Annotated in this window: 23 protein-coding genes; 14 read left to right on the top strand and 9 right to left on the bottom strand. The window is 51.3% G+C overall.

Annotation, left to right across the window (positions count from 1 at the left end; translation table 11 throughout):
• Window positions 1-21: 21 nt before the first annotated feature.
• The 6 genes from C0081_RS22350 to lpxK all read left to right on the top strand — a co-directional run bounded on the left by C0081_RS22350 (window position 22) and on the right by lpxK (window position 6,071).
• Window positions 22-1,392: a TldD/PmbA family protein gene (locus C0081_RS22350; protein WP_101535942.1), complete on the top strand. Its 1,371-nt coding sequence runs from the start codon at window positions 22-24 to the stop codon at window positions 1,390-1,392.
• Window positions 1,379-2,230, top strand: a complete 852-nt coding sequence (locus C0081_RS22355; protein WP_210200596.1) for a 3'(2'),5'-bisphosphate nucleotidase CysQ — start codon at window positions 1,379-1,381, stop codon at window positions 2,228-2,230. The genes C0081_RS22350 and C0081_RS22355 overlap by 14 nt, the downstream gene beginning before the upstream one ends.
• 137 nt (window positions 2,231-2,367) lie before the next feature.
• Entirely contained in the window at window positions 2,368-2,604 is a 237-nt protein-coding gene (locus C0081_RS22360; protein ID WP_101535943.1) for a DUF4170 domain-containing protein, read from the top strand.
• A 195-nt stretch (window positions 2,605-2,799) separates the two neighbouring features.
• Window positions 2,800-3,504, top strand: coding sequence for a lysophospholipid acyltransferase family protein (locus tag C0081_RS22365; RefSeq protein ID WP_101535944.1), 705 nt, complete (start codon window positions 2,800-2,802; stop codon window positions 3,502-3,504).
• Window positions 3,505-3,700: 196 nt separating this feature from the next.
• The gene (locus C0081_RS22370; RefSeq protein ID WP_101535945.1) at window positions 3,701-5,035 is read left to right on the top strand and encodes a 3-deoxy-D-manno-octulosonic acid transferase; all 1,335 of its coding nucleotides are present in this window, start codon (window positions 3,701-3,703) and stop codon (window positions 5,033-5,035) included.
• Window positions 5,016-6,071 (top strand): tetraacyldisaccharide 4'-kinase, encoded by a 1,056-nt coding sequence (gene lpxK / locus C0081_RS22375; protein WP_180967021.1) that lies wholly within the window; start codon window positions 5,016-5,018, stop codon window positions 6,069-6,071. The genes C0081_RS22370 and lpxK overlap by 20 nt, the downstream gene beginning before the upstream one ends.
• A 133-nt stretch (window positions 6,072-6,204) precedes the next feature.
• Here lpxK and C0081_RS22380 read toward each other — a convergent pair whose 3' ends face one another.
• The 3 genes from C0081_RS22380 to C0081_RS22395 all read right to left on the bottom strand — a co-directional run bounded on the left by C0081_RS22380 (window position 6,205) and on the right by C0081_RS22395 (window position 10,452).
• The gene (locus C0081_RS22380; RefSeq protein ID WP_101535947.1) at window positions 6,205-6,417 is read right to left on the bottom strand and encodes a DUF2093 domain-containing protein; all 213 of its coding nucleotides are present in this window, start codon (window positions 6,415-6,417) and stop codon (window positions 6,205-6,207) included.
• Between the two features lie 72 nt (window positions 6,418-6,489).
• Window positions 6,490-7,977, bottom strand: a complete 1,488-nt coding sequence (locus C0081_RS22385) for an MATE family efflux transporter (protein ID WP_101535948.1) — start codon at window positions 7,975-7,977, stop codon at window positions 6,490-6,492.
• Between the two features lie 672 nt (window positions 7,978-8,649).
• A complete protein-coding gene (locus tag C0081_RS22395) occupies window positions 8,650-10,452 on the bottom strand; it encodes a DEAD/DEAH box helicase (protein ID WP_101535950.1) in 1,803 nt (600 codons plus the stop codon).
• 380 nt (window positions 10,453-10,832) lie between these two features.
• Here C0081_RS22395 and C0081_RS22400 point away from each other — a divergent pair, with 380 nt between their 5' ends.
• The 3 genes from C0081_RS22400 to C0081_RS22410 all read left to right on the top strand — a co-directional run bounded on the left by C0081_RS22400 (window position 10,833) and on the right by C0081_RS22410 (window position 14,626).
• Window positions 10,833-11,714, top strand: coding sequence for a MipA/OmpV family protein (locus C0081_RS22400; protein ID WP_101535951.1), 882 nt, complete (start codon window positions 10,833-10,835; stop codon window positions 11,712-11,714).
• An 88-nt stretch (window positions 11,715-11,802) separates the two neighbouring features.
• Window positions 11,803-12,672 carry a DMT family transporter gene (locus tag C0081_RS22405; RefSeq protein ID WP_245418026.1) on the top strand — a complete coding sequence of 290 codons (870 nt, stop codon included), beginning with the start codon at window positions 11,803-11,805 and terminating at the stop codon, window positions 12,670-12,672.
• A 271-nt stretch (window positions 12,673-12,943) separates the two neighbouring features.
• Window positions 12,944-14,626: a methyl-accepting chemotaxis protein gene (locus C0081_RS22410; RefSeq protein ID WP_101535952.1), complete on the top strand. Its 1,683-nt coding sequence runs from the start codon at window positions 12,944-12,946 to the stop codon at window positions 14,624-14,626.
• Between the two features lie 53 nt (window positions 14,627-14,679).
• Here the strand turns inward: C0081_RS22410 and tldD are convergent, their stop codons facing one another.
• Window positions 14,680-16,158: a metalloprotease TldD gene (tldD, locus tag C0081_RS22415; protein ID WP_101535953.1), complete on the bottom strand. Its 1,479-nt coding sequence runs from the start codon at window positions 16,156-16,158 to the stop codon at window positions 14,680-14,682.
• A 274-nt stretch (window positions 16,159-16,432) separates the two neighbouring features.
• Here tldD and C0081_RS22420 point away from each other — a divergent pair, with 274 nt between their 5' ends.
• Entirely contained in the window at window positions 16,433-16,903 is a 471-nt protein-coding gene (locus tag C0081_RS22420) for an EF-hand domain-containing protein (RefSeq protein WP_101535954.1), read from the top strand.
• 136 nt (window positions 16,904-17,039) lie between these two features.
• Entirely contained in the window at window positions 17,040-18,101 is a 1,062-nt protein-coding gene (gene mutY / locus C0081_RS22425; RefSeq protein WP_101536067.1) for an A/G-specific adenine glycosylase, read from the top strand.
• A 72-nt stretch (window positions 18,102-18,173) separates the two neighbouring features.
• Here mutY and C0081_RS22430 read toward each other — a convergent pair whose 3' ends face one another.
• From C0081_RS22430 to C0081_RS22440, 3 genes are all read right to left on the bottom strand, one after another.
• Entirely contained in the window at window positions 18,174-19,175 is a 1,002-nt protein-coding gene (locus C0081_RS22430; RefSeq protein ID WP_180967022.1) for an aldo/keto reductase, read from the bottom strand.
• Entirely contained in the window at window positions 19,141-19,536 is a 396-nt protein-coding gene (locus tag C0081_RS22435) for a MerR family transcriptional regulator (protein ID WP_101535956.1), read from the bottom strand. The genes C0081_RS22430 and C0081_RS22435 overlap by 35 nt, the downstream gene beginning before the upstream one ends.
• Window positions 19,537-19,905: 369 nt before the next feature.
• Window positions 19,906-21,030 carry a site-specific DNA-methyltransferase gene (locus C0081_RS22440; RefSeq protein ID WP_101535957.1) on the bottom strand — a complete coding sequence of 375 codons (1,125 nt, stop codon included), beginning with the start codon at window positions 21,028-21,030 and terminating at the stop codon, window positions 19,906-19,908.
• Between the two features lie 590 nt (window positions 21,031-21,620).
• Here C0081_RS22440 and C0081_RS22445 point away from each other — a divergent pair.
• Entirely contained in the window at window positions 21,621-22,169 is a 549-nt protein-coding gene (locus C0081_RS22445) for a DUF721 domain-containing protein (RefSeq protein ID WP_101535958.1), read from the top strand.
• A gap of 48 nt (window positions 22,170-22,217) precedes the next feature.
• Here the strand turns inward: C0081_RS22445 and C0081_RS23925 are convergent, their stop codons facing one another.
• Window positions 22,218-22,529 carry a DUF4189 domain-containing protein gene (locus C0081_RS23925; RefSeq protein ID WP_101535959.1) on the bottom strand — a complete coding sequence of 104 codons (312 nt, stop codon included), beginning with the start codon at window positions 22,527-22,529 and terminating at the stop codon, window positions 22,218-22,220.
• A 235-nt stretch (window positions 22,530-22,764) separates the two neighbouring features.
• Window positions 22,765-23,346, bottom strand: coding sequence for a hypothetical protein (locus tag C0081_RS22455; protein WP_146006521.1), 582 nt, complete (start codon window positions 23,344-23,346; stop codon window positions 22,765-22,767).
• A gap of 380 nt (window positions 23,347-23,726) precedes the next feature.
• Here C0081_RS22455 and C0081_RS22460 point away from each other — a divergent pair, with 380 nt between their 5' ends.
• Both C0081_RS22460 and C0081_RS22465 read left to right on the top strand, forming a co-directional pair.
• Window positions 23,727-24,164 (top strand): MarR family winged helix-turn-helix transcriptional regulator, encoded by a 438-nt coding sequence (locus C0081_RS22460; protein ID WP_101535961.1) that lies wholly within the window; start codon window positions 23,727-23,729, stop codon window positions 24,162-24,164.
• A 173-nt stretch (window positions 24,165-24,337) separates the two neighbouring features.
• Window positions 24,338-24,760 carry an organic hydroperoxide resistance protein gene (locus C0081_RS22465; RefSeq protein ID WP_101535962.1) on the top strand — a complete coding sequence of 141 codons (423 nt, stop codon included), beginning with the start codon at window positions 24,338-24,340 and terminating at the stop codon, window positions 24,758-24,760.
• The last annotated feature ends 169 nt before the right edge of the window (window positions 24,761-24,929 follow it).

The raw sequence follows: 24,929 nt of genomic DNA on the forward strand, positions 1-24,929 counted from the left end.
GAACAAAAGATCAGAATCTCAATGTCAGACCTCCTTGATCAGTCCATTATTCTCGACCGTGCCCAACATTTGGTGGATGCCGCCATCCGAGCAGGCGCCGATTCAGCTGATGCCATTGCTGCGCTCGCTGTTTCCAGCTCTGTCGGCTTTCGGCAAGGAGCGCTGGAAGAAAATGAACACTCGGAAAATGATTCCATGGCGTTGCGGGTGTTTATTGATGGCTGCAAGGCGTCGGTCTCGACCAACACCACCTCTGACAAAGACATTCTGAGCAAGCTCGCCGAACGCGCGGTTGCTATGGCACGTATGTCGCCCAATGATCCTTTTGCAAGGCTGGCTGCCCGAGAAGATTTGATGGATCGTGCCGTGATTGAAGACAGATTGGTCGCGCTTGATCCGGTTGATATGGTCATCCCCACCACGCAAGAGCTGTCCGAGCTCGCTTTAAGTTCGGAAGAAGCCGCGCTGGCGGTTCAAGGTGTAACCAAATCTGCAGGGGCGTCAGCCGGGCACTATCTGGGCGGCATGGTTTTGGCCACGTCGCACGGCTTTGTTGGCTCCTACATGTCCTCACGCATTTCTTTTTCCACCTCGGCTATCGCTGGTGAAGGCTCCGGCATGGAGCGCGATTATTCTTTCTCCGCAGCGGTCCATCGTGCTGATCTGAAGCCTCCGTCCCATGTGGGGCTACGCGCTGGAGAGCGCGCGGTTGCGCGTCTCAATCCTATCAAGGTAGAGACCGGCACTTATGACGTGATCTTTGAACCGCGGGTTTCCAGCTCCCTGCTGGGGCACTTTGCATCCGCCATCAATGGGAGCGCGATTGCGCGTCATACCTCGTTTTTAATGGATAAACTTGGGCGGCAAATTTTCCCCGCAGGCATTTATATCAGTGACGACCCCACTTTGCTGCGTGGTTTGGGCTCTCGTCCCTTTGACGGGGAGGGCGTTGATTGCCAGCCGCTTTCTCTGGTCGAGAATGGCTATCTGAACCAATGGGTGCTGGACAGTGCCACCGCAGCCGAGCTTGGCTTGAAAAGCAACGGGCGTGCAGCGCGTGCCGGAGCCAATCCCTTTCCGGCGACCACTAATCTGACATTGCAGGCGGGTACCCACAGCCAGCAAGATTTGATCTCCGGTGTTAAGGATGGCGTATATGTGACCGATTTGATCGGCCACGGCGTTAATGGCGTTACCGGCGATTATTCGCGTGGTGCCTCCGGATTCCGCATCAAAGACGGAAAATTGGCCGAAGCCATTTCCGAGATCACCATTGCCGGCAATCTGATTGATATGTTTGCCAGGGTGATTCCTGCCAATGATCTGCGTTTCGAACACTCTGTGAATGCACCCAGTATCTTGATCGAGGGTATGACCGTTGCCGGACGATAAGCCTGAACAATCAGTCGGCTTGGAAGGCCAATGCAGATCCGGCCATGCCTATCTGGAAGATCAGAAATTATTGGAGCAGGCCGCCCGTGAAGCGGGAAATCTGGCGCTACAGTTTTTCAATCGTGATCCCAAGGTCTGGACCAAAGGCAATCATAGCCCCGTCACTGAGGCCGACATTGCTGTTGACCGTATGCTGCATGAACGTCTTTTGAAGGCGCGACCGGATTATGGTTGGCTGTCGGAAGAAAGCGAAGACAATGACGTGCGATTGAACAAGCAGCGGGTCTTTGTGGTTGATCCTATCGACGGAACCAAAGCCTTTATCGATGGTGGTACAGAATGGACCATCTCAATCGCCGTGGTTAAAGACAATCGGCCTGTAGCAGCTGCCCTTTATGCTCCGGTGCGCGGCGAAATGTATGTGGCTTCCAAGTCGGGTGGCAGCATGCTCAATGGCGCGCCCTTGTTATGCCCAAATCTGGCTAGTCTGGAGGAAGCCCGCGTTGCAGGCCCTCGGCAGGCAATAGACAAAGGCCCATTGGCTCGTGCAGGCGTCATTGGATATGGCTTTGTGCGATCCCTGGCCTATCGGCTGGTCATGATCACCACTGGTTCAATTGATATTGCACTGGCCCGCCAAGATGCCAATGACTGGGATCTTGCAGCAGCAGACTTGATCGTCGAAGAGGCTGGTGGTCTGTTGCGTGACAAGCAGAACGCGGTTTTAAGCTACAATCGCGTGAATACCCAGCATGACTGCCTGTATGCATCTTGCAAGCCACTTGGTGCACAGATTGCCCCTCTGATGCCAGTACTCAAATTTCCCTCACGGCGATAACCACCTTAGTTGAGGACCGCATTGGGTGAAGGCGATAGCAGCAGTTTCCAGAGTGAGAACGACCAAACAGATTGCAGAATACAAAAAGAGCCGAACCGGTAGGGTTTGTTTCGAGACACACCTAGGGAGAAAGAAAAATGACAACAGAACAAGACAAACAGCTTTTGCATCTGGTGATCGGTGGTGAACTGACGGATTTGGAGGGGGTCGAGTTCAAGGATCTTGAAAATCTAGATATCGTCGGCGTTTATCCCAACTATGCTGCCGCTTATGATGTCTGGAAATCCAAGGCTCAAGGCACTGTCGACAATGCGCATATGCGATACTTTGTCGTTCACTTGCATCGCCTGATGGATCCTGAACCACCCAAATAGCTTATATATCCGGCAGAGTGGCTCCCTTTTTGAAGCAGACGATCGGTCAGTAAACCTCTGTTCTTGTGCGACGGTTGCTGCTGCTCTTCCATTTGAGGCCGAATGGTTTTATATGGTGCGTGAAAGACGAGCGCATCGAGGCGATCTCGCAAGGTGGCATGCGATTGTCTTGTCAGACCGGAGTCATAGCAGAACGTGTCAAAGTTGAAGAAAATTGCCCGCTCCAAACTCGTTTTGACCATTGGGGGACGGCTGATTGCCTATTGGCTTCGTCTGGTGCACGCCACAACCCGCATCATCAATGACCCTGATACTGCCTATAAACGGGTCGAAGGGGATTTTCCCGCTATTGTTGCACTCTGGCACGGACAGCATTTTATGGTGCCTTTGGTTCGCCGCAAGGACCATAAAGTTCGTGCTTTGGTTTCGCGTTCGGGTGATGGACATCTAAATAGTGTTGCTGCTGAAAGCCTTGGAGTGGAAGTCGTCCGCGGTTCAGGGGGGCGAAACCGCTCCAAAACCCTGACAAAGGGCGGCATTGCAGCGCTCAAAAACCTGATCTCTACTCTGGCCGAAGGCTTGAGTGTGGTGATGACTGTCAATGTCCCCAAAACAGGAGCCCGCGAATGCGGTTTGGGGGTGGTGACACTGGCCAAATTATCTGGCCGACCGATTATTCCTGCCGCCTACGCCTCTTCCCATCGCATCGATATGGACACGTGGGACAAAGCGTCGATCAACATGCCGTTCGGTCGCGCCAGCTTCATCATTGGCGATCCTATTTACGTGGATAGAAATGCTGACAATGATGAACTGGAAGCCAAGCGCCAACAAGTAGAGGCCGCATTGAACAGGGTAACGGATGAAGCATATGCAACATTGTCGGCTAAGACGCGCTGAAACCGCTTGAACTCATCTTGTTCCTAGCACTAGGATGTTGAACTGGGCAGATGCCTGTCTGAGGGCACTGGTATAAATAACAGCTTATTTTTGTGCAAAAGTGGCTATAATATTTCACCAAAAATGCGCGGGCAAATATCTGCCATTATTGGATTATAAGACTATCGGATTGAATTGTAGGTAGAACGGATAATTTATGGACTGGTCAGGCCGCATCGCGCTTTCAGCATACCGGACAGCGGGATATGCATTCAGCCCAATCGCGCCGCTCTTTCTGGCGTTGCGCAGCACGCGTGGCAAAGAGATAGCTGCGCGTCGGAGTGAACGGTATGGCAAAACTGCACAAGTGCGGCCGTCCGGGCCTCTGGTGTGGGTTCATGCTTCGTCTGTAGGCGAGACCAACGCTGTACTTCCCCTGATTGAACAAATCGTTGAAACCGGATCCAACGTGTTATTGACGACGACCACGGTGACCTCTTCGCAAGTGGCAAATAGCCGTCTCCCCAAAGGTGCTTTTCACCAATTTGTTCCGCTCGACACCCCTCCGTTTGTCAATCGCTTCATTGATTATTGGCGTCCCGATCTGGCTTTGTTTGTCGAATCGGAATTGTGGCCGAACATAATGACAGAGCTGAACCGGCGGGACATTCCGTTGATTGTGGTCAACGGGCGCATGTCGGAGCGTTCTTTTGAGCGCTGGTCCAAATTTCCGTTTGCGGTGCGTCAGATGTTTGGCAATGTACCTTTGTGTTTGGCTCAGGCAGAAGAAGATCGAGCGCGTTATGCCCAATTGGGTGTTGAGCAGGTTGAGGTTACGGGCAATCTGAAATTTGACGTTCCGCCTCCCACGGCCGATGAGCAAGAATTGCAAGTGATGCGTACCGCTATAGGCGACAGGCCTGTTTGGATCGCAGCCAGCACTCATCCCGGTGAAGAGCGCCTGTTGGCACAAGCGCACAGGCGTATGGCTGCTCGGCTACCAAATCTGCTCACTATCATTGTGCCGCGCCATCCCGAGCGCGGTGAGGAAATTGCCAAAGAACTGAACGGCTTTGTTCGGCAGGTTCAGCGCCGCTCGGCTGGGCCCGGACTGGACGCCGATACCAATATTCTTCTTGGCGATACGTTGGGGGAGTTGGGTCTGTTCTATCGCCTGTCGCGCATCGCCTTTGTGGGCGGCTCACTGGTTAGCCATGGTGGGCAGAATCCCATTGAACCAGCCAGATTGGGTTGCGCGATTCTGCATGGTCCGCACACCCACAATTTCAAAGATATTTATGAAGCACTCGATGCGTCTGGCGGCGGTGAGTGCCTGAATACAGAGCGTGAACTCATTCAGACTTTGGCACGAATGATTTCCTCTCCGTCAGAAGTGCATCGTCGATCAGAGCTGGCCCGCTTGGCCTTGAGGCCTTTTTCCGGGGCGCTTGACCGGACAATGATGGCTCTTAACCCGTTTCTCAATCCTCTGAAAATCAATGCCGAATTAAACCGCGCCCATGGCGGTGATAATGGCACTGAAACACCGTGACGGGAGGCTTTGGCAAATGAAGGCGCCTGAATTCTGGAAAGAGCGAGGCATGCTCGCTTGGCTGCTTTATCCCATAAGTCTGATCTATGGTCGCATTTCCCTATCCCGGTTTAACAAACCGGCGCGTTATAAGGCGCATTTGCCCGTGATTTGTGTCGGCAATCTGGTTGCCGGCGGTGCAGGCAAAACGCCGATGGCTATGTCCTTGGGCAAAGCAGCTGTGTCTCTGGGGTTGTCGCCCATATTCCTTACTCGCGGCTTTGGTGGCACACAGGAAGGACCAATTGAAGTGTCCCTTGATCACCACAGCGCCGCTGATGTCGGGGATGAGGCTCTTTTGCTTGCACGCATAGCTCCGACCGTTGTTGCCAAGGACCGGGTGCAGGGTGCCAAGCTGGCTGAAAAGCTATGCGAGAAACAAGAAGGCGGCATCGTCATCATGGATGACGGCTTTCAAAATCCTTATCTCTATAAAGACCTTAATCTGGTGGTTGTTGATGCTCAACAAAGCTTGGGCAATGATTTTGTCATGCCTGCGGGGCCTTTACGAGCTCCGCTTTTGCCGCAGGTTCGCCGCGCCGATTTATTTGTTGTAATCGGAGAAGGAGAGCGGGCACCACGGTTGCGCCAACTGGCCGCCAAACTCGGCAAAGCATCCAACCACGCCTATCTCAAACCAGCCAAATGCAATCTTCTGGGTGGGACACGTATTCTTGCTTTTTGCGGTATCGGTCATCCCGGGAAATTTCACAGAACACTCAAGGAGCTGGAACTGGAAATTATCGAAAAACGGGATTTTGCGGATCACCACCCCTACACCAATAGCGAAGCCCGTGAGCTTCTTGACATCGCCGAACAACAAAATCTGACCGTTGTTACCACGGCCAAAGACCATGTCCGGCTAAAGGGAGTGGGCGAGGCAGGGGACACGTTGGCGAAAAAGGCACTTGTCATTGAAGTCGAAATTGCGTTTGACGATTCGTCTTTTCCGCGTAGAGCTATCGAGCAAGCCCAACGCAAATTTTCGCGTCGCTAACGTTGGTTGCCTGTGTTTGGCCTTGATAACGCCACGGCACCCACAATAGGGCTCTTGGCGGCAGAGCTAGGGCTGAAGGCGTTTATGCCTTTAGCAAAGCCTATCGACAGAACTGCAAGCGCGCGTTTCTGAATTAAGCGTTGGTCGCTTTCAGTTCAGCTTGGTAAGACGCCGCAGCATCAGCGTATGGTTCCTGACGCGCAACCGACCAATATTTCAGATCTTCCAGCGCAATGACCCGCCCTGTCACCGCACAGGTGACATATGACCCGCTCGTAACAATTTGATAGTCACCGTCCAGATATCGGATTTTGGCTTCTTTGCCTGCATTTGGCAGATTGATCATGAGATCGTATTCCTGAACAATTTTGTTGATGGTTTCTTTTAGCGCTCGCTTATCACCTTGGCTAGAGCTGGACTACATATTTGCTTTGCCAGAGGAAAAAGGCGACAGAGCGCGCTTCGTGAGGGCAATTTCATCCTCAACGTCGACCGCAGGGACTGTCTTGTCTTTATGGTAGCGGTTGATGACGTAATAGCAGGTCGATATAGACGCCAGACCAAACACCAGTGCGCCGACTGCCTGTCCCATCATTGCTCCTTCTGCCCCCGCTAAGGCGGTGCCTAGCATGACTGGAGGGATGGTGCCAAGGGTGGCTTTACCCCAGTTGAAACCCGTGGAATAGGTCGCGTGACCGAGATTGTTAAAGGCGGCATTGGAGACAAACAGAAATCCAAGAAAAATACCGCTGGGTGCAATGAAGGTACAAAAATAACGTACAAAAGAAGCGGTATCTCCTTCTGCGCTGAATATCTGTACGATCCAGTCTTGTGCGGCAAACAACAAGATCCAAACCCCTACTGTATAAGCAAGGACAAAGATCATGCTCTCACGCAAGGTCTGACGCACGCGGTCCAATTTTCCTGCACCTAAATTTTGCCCAAAGATCGGTCCAACAGAGCCGGACAGCGCGAACAAAGCGGTATAGGAAAGCGGTATAATGCGGCCCACAATAGCCCAGCCGGCGACGGCTGCGTCACCGTAGGGCGCAATCGACATGGTCACATAAGCATTGCCAACCGGAGTTGCTACATTGGTCAAAATGGCAGGAATTGCAATCGGGAACAGAACCTTCCAATGGTTAAGGAGGTCTCTGAGATCAGTGGGGCGGCCCACAAGCTTGTGGACCATCACAACGCTCCGAATGCCGATGGCAACCATGACGCAGCGAGACAGCACAGAGGCAATGGCTGCACCATTCACCCCCATGCCCAATCCGAAAATGAAAATCGGGTCTAAAACTGCCGAAGCAATGCCTCCCGAAAGCGTGACCATCATCGCCCCTTTGGCATCGCCACTGGCGCGCAATATGCCACTCAGCATCATGACAATGCCAAGCAAAGGAAGGGATGGAATAACAATAGACAGAAAATCAACCGCAACAAGATGCGCTTCACCCTTTGCGCCGACAAGAGTGAGCAGTTGAGGAATAAAGCGAAACACAGCCGCGACTATCAAGGTCATAATCAAAACGGTCGCCAATAAGGCGCTGCCCGAGCGTCGACGAGCCAATTCTTTGTCACCAGCCCCCAACGCCCGCGCTACAATCGCGGACCCTGCGATGGTGAGGCCGATGCTGACCGAATTGTTGAAGAACATAATGGTGGCAGAGTAACCAATAGCCGCTGCCAGCTGGGTTTCACCCAGCAACGAAATATAGAACAGATTGGCAAAATCGACAGCAAAAACAGCCATCAGTCCAACAGAACCGGCACCGGTCATAGTCACGACATGGCGAAAGATCGAACCAGATACAAATTTGCCTTGCTCTTTATCATGGCCTTTTGCTGCCGAGGGAGAAGAAGGGTCTGGAGAGCTTGTTGGTTGCGATGGTTGGTCTGTCATAAGGTTCCTGTCGATTGTCAAACCGATATACCAGTCGTCAAAACGCACGATATCAATAGGTCTTTGTCAAGGAGAGGTGGTACAGATAGGCATCTTGATACGCATATGTAAGGGCGCGCGTTGACATTTCCTGCCGTCGACAGCAATGGAAAAAGAACCGTGTCCTAGAGGTTTGTATAATTGAGCTCACCGGGCGCCAATAGCTTTGCCCAAACGGCATCGGTTATGACCGCTGCCTGGTCGGCTTGAGCACGTTGTGCTGCCTCTGATAATCGGTCTCTCCAGCCTCCTTCATTAGGCGAAATCGGCAACACGAGTGGGTAGATTGGCCATTTGCCGGTGGGTAACTTCAACAGGCAGATAGGTTGTTTAATAGCCTCGCTCCAGCAGGGCTTCATACAATTCAAGCGAAGTTCCGAAGTTCCGAAGTTCCGAAGTTCCGAAGTTCCGAAGTTCCGAAGTACCCTAATGATAGCTGTTGGCGGTGAAATTTAGAATGAAACTATTCTTGCGCAGCGGCGGCTTTGCCATATTGGGACTTCAACAAACAGTGATGTTTTTCAATGCACCGGCAAGAGCGGGTATTGAGCGCTTCACGAGTATCAATGATTCGACACTCGTGAAGCAATCAAACACCTAAGTTTGGGCATTGGCGGTCAGATATTAACCCGATTAACTCTTCATCGGATCGTAGCTTTTACCACCTTTTTTACCAGCAGGTTTGCCGCTGGGCTTGCCGCGGAATGGCTTGCCGCCCTTATTGCCGCGCCCTTCATAGGGTTTGCCACCACCACGCCGTGGTTTGTCATCCCCAGCACCGCGACGATTGCCGCGTGGACCAGGTCTGGTGCCGCTCGGGCCGGAGATGCTGTCTGGGCGGGCGCCGATTTTATCGATCCGCAGGCTTTTTTCGCCAGTACCTTCAGCTTCTGTCACATCTTTGAACAGGTCAGCAACATCAGGAGAAAGCTCAAAGACCGTTTCAGTGTCGAGAATACGAATGAAGCCGACTTTTTTCTTGGTGAAACCGCCAACACGACAAATCATCGGCAACAGCCATCTTGGCTCAGCCTTCTGTTTGCGACCTGCATTGACACGGAACCAGATACCACCTTCGAAATCAGACCGTTCGCGTGGAGCAGACCGTTCTTCAAAGTTTCCGCCTACATCGACAATTTCTTCAGGGGACGGATTTTTGCTTTGCTGGCTGGCCAAGAAGGCCGCAGCAATTTGTTCAGGAGGATATTTGGAAAGCAGATTCTGAGCCGCTTCCAATGCGTCGCCTTCAGGGGCAACTTGCAAGGCAGGCAGGGCGAAAATGCGTTCTTGATCCCGTGACAGAATGTCGTCAAGTCCCGGTACAGGGCCCCAGTTGACGCGGACATTCGCGAATTTCAACAGGCGATTGACCACATGGCGTTTGTTGTGTGGTGTAATGACAACGCAGTTGCCTTTGCGCCCCGCGCGGCCTGTGCGGCCTGAACGGTGCAACAATGTCTCGGAATTGTTAGGCAGATCCGCATGGATCACAAGGTCCAGATGAGGCAAATCGATACCGCGAGCCGCCACGTCTGTCGCGACACACACACGAGCGCGGCCGTCGCGCATGGCTTGCAGTGCGTGGGTGCGTTCGGCTTGGCTCAATTCCCCAGACAGGGCAACAACGGCAAAGCCTCTGTTGGAAAGCCGTGACGAAAGATGACGAACCATCTCACGGGTACCACAGAAAACCATGGTGCTTGGCGCTTCATAATAGCGCAGCACGTTTATGACGGCTTTTTCTTTGTCTTTCGCGCCGACAAGATGGGCATGATAATCGATATCGGTGTGCTGTTTGCGTTCTTCGGCTGTGCTGATGCGCAACGCATCGCGCTGATAGGTCTTGGCGAGATGCGCAATTTGTTTTGGCACCGTCGCGGAAAACATAAAGGTACGACGCTCTGAAGGCGCGGTGGCGAGAATAAACTCCAGATCTTCCTTGAAGCCCAGATCCAGCATCTCGTCCGCTTCGTCGAGAACCGCAATTTTTAATGTGGAGAGATCCAGAGATCCACGTTCCAAATGGTCACGCAAACGACCCGGTGTACCAACCAAAATGTGACAACCACGTGCCAATGTCCGGCGCTCTGCGCGAATGTCCATTCCGCCCACACAGGAAGCAATCTCGGCGCGACAAGGCGCAAACAACCATGTCAACTCGGCTTTGACTTGCATCGCCAATTCACGGGTTGGTGCAATCACCAGCGCCAAAGGTTCGGCTGCTTGTGGCAGGCGTCCTTGTTCATTCAATAAGGTTTCGGACATGGCCAAACCAAAGGCAACGGTTTTGCCTGAGCCAGTCTGAGCCGAAACCAAAAGGTCGCGCCCCTTGGCTTCTTCTTCGATGACAGCCAATTGTACAGATGTAAGTGTCTCGTAGCCGCGTTTAGTCAGTGCACTCCCGAGGGAAGGGTGCACGCCAGCAAATTCAGTCATAGATAGGCTTTCCGGGAAATCCCTGCCGGTTTCTGACCGGCTATCCTAATGTTGTTTCCCGCGCCTTGAAGCCAATACCCCTGTCAAACGCGTCAGCAAGCTGAGCATCGTCAAATAGGCCACCTGTGTCACGGGGTGAGAGGCTCTTGTAATTGAGGTAAACCGAAAGGTCAAATGCTTCGTAGGAAAAGAAGGCTATCGGTTAATGCAAAGATGCGCATGCTGTTGCCTTTTGAGTTTGCCACTTGTTTAAATCAACAAGGTCTTTTCGAGGTGGTTCATGAAAAGCGCGTGCATAAATTTTTAGACTTTTCGCTGGATAGTAAAGCTTTACGGATGATGGTCTTTTGCGTAAGAGTGTGGTTTGTTGGAGTATAGATATGTTTGAAAAAAAATCTGTTGTGCCGTCTAGGTTTCTTGGTGTCGGGGCCGTGGCGTTGATGCTTTCCCTTAAACCTGTTCAGGCTGAAGATGTATTTAGCACTTTGATGGCGGGCGGCTTAACGGATGCCAGCTATTGGGATGTCACGCTGGGCGGTGGGGTTATGATCGCCCCTAAATATCAAGGCTCCAAGAAGTTTTCTGCCACGCCGTTGCCCTATGTCGATGTGGTTTGGAAAGACACTCTGTTTTTAAATCCGATGAAGGGATTGGGCGCCAATATTTTTTCCAGCAACGGATTCAAATTTGGCGCGGCTGCTTCTTATGATTTTGGACGCAAGGAAAAAGACAGCAGAACAGAGCTGGCCGGCATGGGGAAAATCAAGGGTGGTGTGACCGCCACTGGATTTCTTGATTATGACTTGGGCTTCGTCAAAGCGAGTTCCTCTCTTACAAAATATTTTGCAGGCTCCAAAGGTGTCACCGCTGACTTTGGCCTTAAAACATTCGTGCCTCTGTCTGTGCTAATGGGCGGCGAAATGCCGCAAGGTGGTCCTGACAAGAGCGTTCCTGGACATGGTTTCACGGAACCGGCTCTCAGTTTGGGCGTCTCCGCTCAATGGGCCGACAAGGATTATATGCAGGATTATTTTGGTGTCACAGCGGCTCAATCGGCCACATCAGGCTATGCCACTCATAAGGCAAGTGCCGGTTTTAAATCCGTTTCAGCGCAAGCCGGTCTGTATGTGCCAGTTACCGAGCATGTGATCATCGGGTCGACAGTTACCTATCGCCGTCTTGTTGGTGACGCCGCCGAGAGCCCGTTGTCCAAACGGGATAACCAAGTCTCCGGTATGATTTTCACGACCTATAAATTCTAGAAACCGTGCATTCAAAACATATAGATGGTTTGAATGCGGGCCCCATAAAGACGGGTGCCTGTTGGCAATTGCAAGCTCATGAAAGCTTATGATGCTGAATAGTATGAGCGCGCATTTGCGCGGCAGTGTGTTGATGGTTCTTGCTATGGCCTTTTTTGCCATCGAAGACGCATTATTGAAATCGGTCATGCAACAACTGCCCGTGGGCGAAGTGCTGATTCTGTTTGGTAGCGGTGGTCTATTGGTTTTTATGGGGTTGGCTATGGCCCGCTCCGAGCAAATCCTAGACACCCGCATGTTCAGTAAAACCCTTGCGTTGCGCTCGGTGAGTGAAGTGGCCGGTCGTTTGTTCTATACCATAGCAATCGCTTTGACGCCGCTATCCAGCGCCTCCGCTATCTTGCAGGCAACGCCTCTCGTTGTTGCCCTTGGCGCCGTCGTTTTCTTCGGAGAACGGGTAGGACCAAAACGCTGGTTTGCCATCAGTATCGGGTTCTTGGGCGTTCTTCTCATTTTAAGACCGGGCATTGAAGGCTTTGAGCCTGCGTCAATTTTTGCGGTTCTGGGTACGTTGGGGTTTGCAGGGCGAGATCTTGCCACTCGCGCCGCACCGCCTCACATGTCCAACAACCAGTTGGGTGTGTATGGATTTTTGATGCTGGTGATAGCCGGCATCATTGCGCTCGCCTATACAGGCGGTGCCACATGGCCTGATGTGACCGTAAGCATGCAGTTGGCTGCGGCAATCGTAATTGGCGTGACGGCCTATAATGCCCTAACGGGTGCTATGCGGTCCGGTGACGTGTCTATTGTCGCGCCTTTCCGCTATACCCGCCTGATTTTTGGTGTGCTGTTAGGGGTGACAGTCTTTGCTGAAAGACCCGATATGTTGACCATCGTTGGCAGCGTCATTATCGCGGTTAGCGGGCTCTATACCCTCATATGCAAACGAACCTGAATTTAAACAGCCTCTTTCCCGATCGAGATGTGTCACTTTCGACACCTTAAGCTGTTCAATATCGGCTCATGTCCGCGAGCTGATGGCGTGATGCAATCTAGCATTGGTGTGATTGGATTTATGGCAGGATTCTGCAATTTCAATGCTTGTGAATAATCAAAAATTAACAAGTAGAAGCTAGGTTTACTGTGACTTTTAGACCAACTCGGCTATTTGAGTTTAACACATACACGCCCTAAATAGTCGCACCCCTCATTAGGAGGACCCCGCCATGTCAAACCTGTTTCGTTCTGTATCGAGCAAGCTTTATGCGCTCGTTGCTTTTTTCACCCTATCCTTCATAGCAATGCAGGTCTACCAGCTGCAAACCTTGGATGGGAATCTAGACGCCTTCAAACGCAACGAAATCAAAAGCGTTGTTGAAGCGGCCTACAACGTCACAAATCAGCATTATCAGATGGCCAAGAATGGTCAGCTATCCGAAGAAGAAGCTCAAAAAAGAGCCAAGGATGCTTTGCGTGGCATGCGATATCAGGGCGAAGACTATGTCTTTGTTTTTGACTATGAAGGGATCAACCAAGTTCACCCTGCCAAGCCAGCGAGCGAAGGCACCAGCATGCTGCAGTCCAAGGATGGCAATGGTAAATTTCATGTGAAAGAGTTTGTCGACATGGCCAAGCAGCAGGGCGACGCCTATGTCGACTATGTTTGGAAGGATCCAAAGGGTGTCCATCGTGATAAGTTAAGCTATGTCAAGGCGTTCCAGCCTTGGGGCTGGGTACTTGGTTCTGGTGTGTTGATGCAGCATGTTCAAGAAGTTTATTTGAATGCTGCGCTGGTAAGCTCTGGGATTGCCGCTCTTCTTATTGTGTTCACTGCCGGTTTCGGCTTCTATTTGGCGCGTTCCATCGCCAAGCCGGTCGCCGCATTGAACCAAGACATTCTGGCAATTGCAGACGACAAACTCGATATTGAGATCTCTGGTACGGATCGAAATGATGAGATTGGTGATATGAGCCGCGCAGTTGAAACCCTGCGCCTCAATGGGGTTGAGCGCAATCGTCTCAATGTTCAAGAAAAAGAGCTAACATCAGAACGATTGATGGCGGTTGAAAACACCACCCGGTTGATCACCCAGTTCCGCGAAGCCGTGTCCAAAAACCTAGGATCTGTATCCGCTCAGACCGAACAAATGGAAAAATCGGCCAGTCAGCTAAAAGAAATTGCAGCACAGACGGAAGAAAGTTCAATAGAGGCGGCGAGATCCTCCCAGAGCGCATCCAACAATGTCGAAACCGTCGCATCCGCAGCGGAAGAGTTGACTGCTTCAATCAACGAAATCATGCAGCAGGCTGTGCGCAGTAAAGAAGTGGTTGCCATTGCATCCGACGACGCAAAAACGTCGAATGCCAAAGTTGCTGAATTGGACGAGGCGTCCCGTAAAATCGGTGAAGTTGTCAGTCTTATTCAGGCTATTGCCGAGCAAACCAATTTGTTGGCACTCAATGCTACCATCGAGGCTGCTCGCGCTGGTGATGCCGGCAAGGGCTTTGCGGTGGTTGCATCCGAGGTCAAGGAGCTGGCGAACCAAACGTCTAAAGCGACCGAAGACATTAGTTCGTTGATTAATGCCATTCAATCATCCAGCCGTGAAACGGTCGGGTCCATTGCAAAAATTGCGCAAGTCATGGAAGAAGTTGATGGCTACACCTCTGCAATTGCCTCCGCTGTTGATCAGCAAGGGGCTGCTACAGGTGAAATCGCCAACAATGTTCAGCAAGCGGCCCAGAGTACCCAGTCCGCATCTAGCAACATGCAGAATGTAACGGACAAGGCTCAAGTGACCTCGTCATCTGCTGAAAGTGTCGGCGCTTCAGTTGAGCAGCTCAAAGATAGCACGGATGTCCTGCGAGACCAGATCGAGACATTCTTGAACGAGGTTGCTGCAGCTTAAGTAAGCGACCCAAAACGGGGGCCTCTCCCGAATAATCAGGCGGCACGATTGCCTTAGGTTTTTGTGCCGCCAACTGTTATCCCGTCCAGCCGCAATGTTGGCTGACCGACACCCACGGGAACACCTTGGCCCTGTTTGCCGCAAGTACCAACACCGGTGTCCAGCTTCATGTCATTCCCGATCATCGAAATACGTTTCATCGCAGCCGGGCCATTGCCGATCAGTGTGGCACCTTTGACCGGAGCACCGACCTTGCCGTCTTCAATCAGATAGGCCTCAGTGCAGGAAAAGACGAACTTACCCGACGTGATATCCACCTGACCGCCGCCGAAATTCACTGCATAAAGGCCATTCTTGACCGACTTTAGAATTTCTTCGGGGTCATGGTCGCCCGACTCCATTATCGTATTGGTCATGCGTGGCATCGGTAAATGGGCATAGGACTGTCGACGGCCATTGCCGGTGGAGCCTCCGCCCATCAAACGTCCATTTTGGCGGTCCTGCATATAGCCAACCAGAATGCCGTCTTCAATCAGTGTCGTGCGCTGGGTTGGTGTGCCTTCATCGTCGATATTGAGTGATCCGCGCTTGCTGCCTATGGTGCCATCATCAACAACGGTGACACCTTTGGCTGCGACTTGCTGGCCCATCAACTCGGAAAAAGCCGAGCTTTTCCGGCGATTGAAATCACCTTCCAGACCGTGCCCCACAGCCTCATGCAACAATACACCAGGCCAACCGGGCCCAAGTACAATATCCAGCTCGCCTGCTGGCGCATCAATCGCATTGAGATTGATCAGGGCCTGCCGGATCGCTTCATCCGCGGCATTTTGCCATCCGCCTTCAAGGCCATTGGCCTTTAGATAAAACTCATAATGCTGGCGACCACCAAAGCCGTGGCTGCCGGCTTCTTGCCTGGAACCTTCTCCAACGACAACAGATACATTGATGCGCACCTGAGGGCGAATATCTTCAACCCAATTCCCGTCGGCGCGCAATATACCCACCCGACGCCAGTTACCAGACAGCGAAGCCGTTACTTGCCGCACGCGGGGATCCTTGTCGCGGGCGTAAGCATTGATCTCCTCGAGCAGCGCGATCTTGGCACCCAAGCCCATGTCATCAACTGGATTGAATCCTTCATATAGCTTGTGATTAGCAAGGGGAGGGGGCCCGGACATAACACCACCGTAGCCGTCTGCCACACTGCGCACGGCCTCAGCGGCTCTCCTGATTGCAGCCATGTCCATCTCGCCAGAATGCGCATAACCGGCCATCTCGCCGGCAATCGCACGCATACCAAAGCCCTGTCCTGTATCAAAGGCCGAGCTTTTCAGACGACCATTGTCAAAGACCAGACTCTCGGATTGGGTCTGTTCAAAAAACAGTTCCCCATCGTCTGCCCCAGACAATGTTTGCTCCAAAAGGCGTTGCACTTCTTCTTTGTCGATTCCGTTGCTTTCCAGCAAGTCCTCACCCTCACCAACCACAAGACTACTGGCGGGAGCGACGGATTGAAAAGAGGCTGGCATCGAAGAAGAAAAGGATTGCATGGGCGGGTCCGGTCAATGAGTTGAGGTGAATGAAAACAAGTTCTTATAGACATAAGGCGGTTGGCGACGAATTTCCAGTTAAACCTTATGCAGGTAAGCGGCCTAGCATAAAAACAGGAGCGGGAGCGGGTGGGATGCGCCCAACAGAAATGCGGTGGTTTATGGTGAATGATCTCTTTACGCAAATAAATAATTAACCTTGTTCAGACACTAATAGGGTTACCCATTTATTGACGCTCTAGGAGAGTATTCCATGTACGGTGTCGCATCAGGTTTTTCACCCATATTCCGGCTTCAAACCACTGACGCCGTCGACATGATGATGGATACTTATGATATCGATAAAAATGGCTCTTTGAATGTTGATGAAGCGGCTGCTATCCCCATTATGAGCAAAGCCAATTTTGAAGTGGTCGACACCTATGGGGATGATCAAGTCTCGCGAGAAGAGTTTGTCAGCTACATAGACCAAATGAAACAGGATGTTGCGGGGGGACTTACAGCCAACCCCTTTGTTTCTTTCATGTCTGGCGCTGAAATCACGATTGACACGTTTGCAGAAATCGATGCAGAGGTGAATAATCAGTCTGGCAAAGAGACCTTTATCAATTACATTCAGCATTTGACCGAAAAATATGAGACGGCCCAAAGGGCTGCGGCAAATGGTGAAGAAGTGGAAACTGAAAAATCCTCGCTTTCCGAATCTCTCAGCACGTTGGTCTAGCCCTGTATAACTGAGCCGGAAGAGCGCCGTATCCTTACTTCCTGTTTCGAGTGGTCTTGATTTCCTTTGCTGCGGTCAGCAGACTGCCGGTTTGCGATTCTACGCGTGCGAAGGACCCAAGGATCCATTGACCCCAATACCCCAATCAACCGCTCTTCTTGACTGGTATGACCGCCATCACCGCGATCTGCCGTGGCGTGTCTCTCCTGCTGACGCAGCGCTCGGTGTACTGCCAGACCCCTATCATGTCTGGCTATCCGAGATTATGCTGCAGCAGACCACGGTTGGGGCTGTGAAAAGCTATTTTGTCGCCTTCCTGCATACTTGGCCAACGATTGAGGCTTTGGCTGCTGCTGACGAAGATGACATTCTTAGGGCGTGGGCTGGACTTGGTTATTATTCCCGCGCTCGCAATCTACACAAATGCGCCCGTAGCATCGTCGCAGACCATGGTGGGCGTTTCCCGCAAACCATTGAAGGACTGAAGGCGCTGCCGGGGATTGGCGATTACACCGCCGCTGCCATTGCCGCTATTGCCTTTGATATGCCGGTTGCTGTTGTGGATGGCAACATCGAGCGCATTGTTTCGCGGCTGTATCGTATCGCAGATGCCTTGCCAGCCGCTAAAAAGCCCATCAAACAGAAGATGGCCATATTGACACCGAGCGAGCGACCCGGTGATTTTGCCCAAGCCATGATGGACCTGGGTTCCAGCTTATGCAGCCCTAAAAAGCCGGCCTGCGTGCTTTGTCCTTTTACCTCAAATTGTGAGGCGGAGATGGCGGGAGACATGGAGCGTTTTCCTGTCAAAGCCCCCAAAAAACAAAAACCAACCCGACGTGGCGTTGCCTTCCTAATCCGGCGCGCGGACGGAGCCATCTGGCTACAAAAACGCCCTGCCAAGGGGTTGCTGGCATCTATGGCGCAAGTGCCAACCACAGATTGGTCAGATAAAAACACCGGTGAGCAGTTTGATCTCGCCACTGCATTGTCACATGCTCCGGATGGTCTGAAGTTTCATAAAAAGACTGGCCAAGTGACCCATACATTCACGCATTTCCATTTGCTGCTGGATGTCTATGAGGCGACAACATCGCACAAAGCACCTATGGCAGACGGTTGGTGGTCCACGCCTCTGGATATCAATGGAGAAGCGCTACCGACGGTGTTTCGTAAGGTGGTGGAGTTTGCAGCATGACATGTGGAAATCGCGCCGTGGACCAAAAAAAACGGGTGAGGGCGACCCAAAAGCCGCCGCCACCAACATGCATTAGCTGTCCTGCGTCAGCAGGGCATCAATCTGGGTGACGATCTCGCTCGACAGAGGGCCATGCTCAAGCACGCCAAAATTGTCTTTGGCTTGTGCGACGGTTCGGCAGCCGGGAAGCGGGATAGCGCGATCTGACTTTGCCAAACACCACCCAAGTGCGCCCTGCGCAAGGCTTCTGCCATCACTGGTTAACAGATCTCGAACCGTATCAAACAAAGACAACAGCTGAAGGGACGGCGTGCCGTCATCTTCGAAATACTTAAGCCAGTCAAACCCGCTACCTTTGACATCGTTTTTTCCGGCACCCAAGCTGGTTTTGGAATATTTCCCCGTCAAAAGCCCCATCGCCAGAGGCTGGCGGTTGAAAGCCCACAATCCATGGGCCTCACACGCACGCAGCATGTCATCTGCCGGTGAGAAAAGGTTCAAATCGTGTTGAACGGCGACGTAGCCTTCCATATCCGCATAGACCATCGCTCCCTCAACATCATCATTGCTCCAGCCAAAACCGGCAATTTTTCCGGCGTGAAAGGCATTGGAAAAGGCGCGGAAAACACCCTCGGACTGATCAATGGCATGATGATTGAGATGGAATTTGACCAAATCAATCTGATCCACGCCGAGCCGCTTCAGGGAAGCATCGATTGCAGCGCTGATATCACTCTCTTTATCAGTCACCCCGATGATATTGCCCGTGTCCGCATCGCATAGGATACCAACCTTGGTGCATAGTACAAAATCGTCGCGATCCAGATGTGTCTCGGACAAGGCTCTCGCAATCATTTCCTCTGAGTGCCCTGCGCCATACTGGTCCGCAGTATCAATGATGCGCACCCCCATATCAAAGGCTGTGTGTAAGGTGCGAAGCGATTCCGCATCATCGACGCCTGACCAGCCAGTCGGCTTGCCATCGGCATATTGCTCGCCACCCATAACCCAAGTGCCGATGCCGATGCGCGGCACGATCTTACCGTTCCAAATCTTGATTTGTGTTGTCGCCATGGTGAGGTCCTTTCTCAGCGTCTTCATAGGCAGAAAGCTTGTAGGTCAGTATCTCTTCACACCGATCCAGTTCGGCCCGACGCGCCGCCAATAGTGCACGATGCTCAGTGAGTATCGCGACCCGTTGGGGGATCGTATGGTCACCTGAATGAACCAGATGGGCATAGCGAGACATGACCCTCATCGGCATGCCCGTTTTGCGCAGCCAATAAAGAACCGTCATCCATTGCACATTGTCCAAGCTAAAGGCGCGATGGCCGCTTCGGTCCCGATTGATTGGAGGCAAAAGACCTTCCTTCTCATAATACCGGATCGTATCGGTGCTCAGCCCGCTTGATTTGGATGCTTCCTTGATCCTCATGCTTTCCTCCGTTCCTTTTAGCTACAGGGTTGGAGTAACTCCAAGTCAAGGACATTTTGCTGACTGCATATGGTCGTAGGAAAAATAAAGGCGGCCCGAAGGCCGATCAGATCAAACCGTGCGGATGTTTTATCAGCAAAGGCCAATTGATCGTTAGAAAAATAAAGGCGGCCCGAAGGCCGCCTGTAGGTAGGTGAAGGTCAGATGTCGCGTCTTTTCTGAACAAGTCCCATTTGTCTGGTACGCAATACCCTTGCCAGACGAACGCGGGTCCTGTTCAGGACTTCACCAAAAGTGTGGAACTCAGAACATATCCTTGGGTTAATCTTTTTAAGGCGAACAACGCGTTGTTCGTGGTAAGAGAAAGAATTAGGCCGCGTCGCGAATGATTTGGCGCAGGGCGTCAATCGGTTCACGTGTGCCGTTATTGTCGAAATGCCAATAGGTCCAACCGTTACAGGCTTCTAGGCCCTGAACGCCCGCGCCGACTTTGTGAATTGAACCCGTGTGCGCGCCGGATACCAATGAACCATCCGCTCGAACCATGGCGAACAGTTTGCCCTTTTTATCGGTCAATACGGCACCGGGTTGCAGCATGCCATTTTCCAGCAAACGACCAAACGGAATGCGGGGTGCGGCGCGCTTGCTTTGGGTGGTTTGAAGAGAAGACAGGTCAATCGGCACAACAGCATCGATGCGGGCATTGGCAGCTTTTATATAGTCACTGTCGCGTTCGACACCGACAAAGTGGCGACCGAGTTTTTTGGCCACAGCCCCTGTTGTGCCGGTCCCAAAGAATGGATCAAGCACCACGTCACCGGGGTTCGTCGACGACAACAGAACACGATACAACAGGCTTTCCGGTTTTTGGGTCGGATGAACCTTCTTACCGTCGTCGCCTTTCAGGCGTTCATGACCGGTGCAGATTGGAAGGGTCCAGTCAGAACGCATCTGGGTGTCGTCATTCATCACCTTCAGGGCTTCATAGTTGAAGGTGTAACCCTTGGCATCCTTGTCGCGGCTGGCCCAGATCATGGTCTCATGCGCATTGGTAAAGCGCTTGCCACGAAAATTAGGCATCGGGTTGGTTTTCAACCAAACAACATCATTGAGCATCCAGAATCCCAGATCCTGCATGATCGCACCAACGCGGAAAATATTATGGTAGGAGCCAATCACCCAGACAGTGCCAGTGGGTTTCAATACGCGTTTGCAAGCCAATAGCCACGCACGTGTAAAGGCGTCATAGGCCTGAAAGCTTTCAAACTGATCCCAATCATTGGTCACTCCGTCCACTTCAGACTGGTCTGGACGGGTCAATCCGCCGCCAAGCTGAAGATTATAGGGTGGGTCGGCAAAGATTGCGTCGACCGAATGTTTGGGAAGTTTTTCCAACTGGGAGATACAGTCTCCCTTGAGGATAGTGTCCAGCCAATCAGGTTGCTCGGCTGAAGAAATGTCGAATTGCGACGGGGAAGATACTAATGAACGCATACGCCTACTCAAACCAGATTGTGAACTCTATAGAGTATATCCCTGAAAAGTTGTTCGGCTTTTCAATTCAGGATACGCCCGAAACAATGACTTTGAGCCTTTCCCGCGATCAAAAGTCCGCTGGAATTGCTCAGTGCGGATTTGGACAATTTGCCCCCGCTTGAGGTCATCCTGCGCCATCATGGTAAATCAGCCGTTAAATAAATTAGCGCAATTTGCGTTTTTGAAGCCAATTGCGCAAAAGATTCGCGAAATCCAAAAGTTTATAGATAACAAAAGGTTAAAAGTGGTTACCAAAGGATTATCTTAAGATTTTGTTACTGTGCCAGTTAAAGACAGGGCGCGGTATGGTGAACGTTGAGCGTCGAAGAGAAAGGGCGCGCCGTGTGTGAAAAACTTGCATAAAGCGCAGTGGCTGAACCAAGATCCCCAAATAAGCCGCAATTTTTACCCTAGTTTAAGAATGTCAATCTTGGCACTGGTCGATTTTGGCAAATCAGCTTACTAATTAGATAAGGGGCTGAGCGAAGACTGTTTCAAAGCCATTTCGACTGTGATTGATCTGTTGAAATGAGGGGATAGACTGGGCAATGGAAAAAAAGCCGGATAACAACACAGCGCATAAAACAAAGACCACCAAGTTGGCCTATCCGAAGGTCCGCGCCAAAAAAGGTGCCCAGCGTTTGGGTGAACTGATTGGCTCTTCCCTCACGCCTCTGTGCCGTAAGCAAGGCTTTGCCTCGTCAGATATTTTGCGCCATTGGAATGAGATCGTTGGGCCGCAATTTGCCGAATGCACCGAACCCGACCGCATTCGTTGGCCACGCCGCGGTGAGGGGGATGGTTTTAACCCCGGCACACTGGTGCTTCATTGTGAAGGCGCACAGTCTGTGTTTTTACAACACGAGCAGGCCTCCATCATTCAAAGGGTCAATGCCTATTTCGGATATCCCGCGATTGATCGTATTCAGATCCTTCAGCGGCCAGTGCGCGCCAGACCATCCAACAGGCCTGAGCCATTGCGTGCATTAACACGCAATGAAGTCAGCCAACTCGAGCATCAGATTGAAGGTGTGGAAGATGATAAAATGGCAGCCGCCTTGCGTCGTCTCGGCCACGCGGTGATGGCCAAAGGGTGACCCACACGCCGATATTTTAGAAAACTGTATTTGCGATCGTGTTTGTCATCATCGGTTGCATTTGTTTGTTCTGGTTGGATTGCAGCCACTGTGGATGATCTTGCAATCAGCACCTTTGAATTTTCTACAGCTCTTCAATGAGCTGTATTCTGCGTGCTTGATTGAATCTTTGTTCCAGCTCCATCCACAATGTGCACGATCTGCGCTTAAGGCGAATGCGTAAAACCCTTTCTGGACATCTTTGTCATTCAATCTTTTGGCACATATCCTCTTTGATTTTTCAGATGCGGAAGCAACATCAGCGAGAGAAACCAGCGAGAATAAGGAAGCAAATAGGACAATCATAATTTTGTAGATCATACTGCACCTTTGCGTCTATGCAATTTAAGAGGGTATCTGTCATTGTTTAGGGCTTAGGTCGTGTAGTGTAAAGATCTGGTTTCATCTTTGCATAAACGAGTGAGTGTTTGATGCCCAAGCAAGCACATGTGCCGTCCCCCCAAAATGCCCCTTACGTCCCCGGGACCGGCAGCCAGCTTTTATGTGTGGTGTCTGTGATAGCCTTCATCATGCAACAGAGGCCATGATGCTTTTGTTATTTGTCGGATATCTGATAAGGCCCGATGATGCCGTCATTGTCGCGCGAAAATGTCAGCTCTACCCGTCCCTTTCGACCGCCGCAATCATAATCCCAGCGTTCGACAATATGCAGGGATGACGCGATGAAAACAGGCCTATTGCGTATTTCCTTCGGCGTTTTTTTGATCAAACGCACCGACGTTACATTCGGTGTTCTGCAGATGCCTTTGCTGTGGGACTGCGCGATTGTTAACAAAGCGATGGCTTGAAAATGCGGTGATGCATAGGTTTTTAAGTTTTCTTTTGACGTCAAAGGCAAAGGTTTGATTTCGACATCTGTGCGCATCGCATAGTGTTGTAATTGGGCGAGGGTCGAGGGCGCACTCAGTGTGTCAATATATTGCCCTAATTGCAGAGTGGAAGCCATATTGCACAGCTGGTCGTTGCCGAAATTGCCCGCTTGTCTGCTCATCCACTGTTGCAAAAGGCCTCTGGCTGCAGCGTTGGTTAGGCCCGGTTTTATCGTACTGGCTCGTCTGGATAGGCTATCAACAAGATATTCGCCGGCGGTCAAAAATTGTTTTTTCTTGTCGGACATGCGCCGGTCCGAGGCAATCTCTGGGCACTGGTCCATCATTTGTGAAACTACCATATAATCACGCAATAATGTCCGGGGAGAAAAATCTGGGCCGGACACAGACGAAGCCACAGCAACAGGTGCGATGCCTATCATGGCAAGCGCACAGCACACCGTGAATAAAGAGATTTTATACAACATCAAAAAATGAAAACTCCGTGGAGGACCGACCTACTGTATCAGGATTTATGCGTCGCATGTGTATTAGAAAGGTCCTTAATCCCTTCGTGAATAGGCCAGATTGTCGCTCGGGAGTGAATTTTGTCATTCCTGTTGCTTGAAAATGGGAAGTTTGGGCATTACTTTGTGCGATAACTAAATAAACAGGATCCTGTTGTACCATGATGCACCCAGCCCCGATCGATAAGCAACTTTGTTTCGCGCTCTATTGCACATCTCTCGCGATGACCCAGCTTTATAAGTCTTTGTTAGAACCCATCGGGCTGACATACCCACAATATTTGGTAATGCTCATTTTGTGGGAAGAGGATAGCGTTAGCCTCAAGACCATTGGCGGTCAACTAGGACAGAAATCTGGGTCTTTAACGCCGGTTCTTAAGCGGTTGGAACAAGACGGTTTTGTTGAGCGTGTGCGCGATGCCAGTGATGAACGTGCGCTCAATATCAAGTTGACGGATAAGGGAGAAGCCCTTCGGCAAAAGGCCTCCAGTATTGGCCCTGCCATCGCCGATGCCAGTGGTCTCCAGCCCAGTGAAATGACCGCATTAAGAAACAGTCTTGAAAAATTGCGAGAAAATTTGATGCAATCTGAAAAATAACTTGCGCGATAACAATTATCGCGATATCTATGCCTCACGCAAAGAGCAGAGATCAGTGTGTCTTTCAAATGCAAATGTTCAAGTTTTAATGCCATATTTTACATCTATCCAGTGATGTACGAACAGACTTTCAGCGACCAGTCAGACCAACCTAGAACCAAGGAATATGAAATATGCAGATCGTATATGCAGCCACTGCTACAGCAACCGGCGGCCGTGAAGGGTCAGCCAAATCCGACGATGGTAAACTCAGTGTCAAACTCAGCACACCCAAAGAAATGGGTGGGGCCGGTGGTGATGGTACCAATCCTGAACAGCTGTTTGCTTCAGGGTATTCTGCGTGTTTTCTCGGCGCGATGAAATATGTTGCCGCACAGGAAAAAATCGCATTGCCAACCGAACCAACCGTGACGGCGAAAGTTGGCATTGGTCCAAATCCGGCAGGTGTAGGCTTTGCCATTGATGTCGATCTTGATGTGGATCTGGGCGACATGGAACGCAGTGCTGCAGAAGCGCTGGTAGACAAAGCCCATCTGGTTTGCCCCTATTCTAATGCGACACGTGGTAATATCCGTGTAGACATTGCTGTTAAATAGGCAACGTTCAACAAAACACAAAAAGGGCGGTAAGCAATTACCGCCTTTTTTGTATCAAATTCCATTCCATCGCATCACTCTATTTGCGCATTGTTGCAAATTACAAAATGTTAAGATGTAGCAATAGAAATAGTCTTGCCCTCTCTTCGCCAAAATGTGATCGAAATAT

Origin of the sequence: Cohaesibacter celericrescens (assembly GCF_002866925.1) — a bacterium.
GTDB lineage: Bacteria > Pseudomonadota > Alphaproteobacteria > Rhizobiales > Cohaesibacteraceae > Cohaesibacter > Cohaesibacter celericrescens.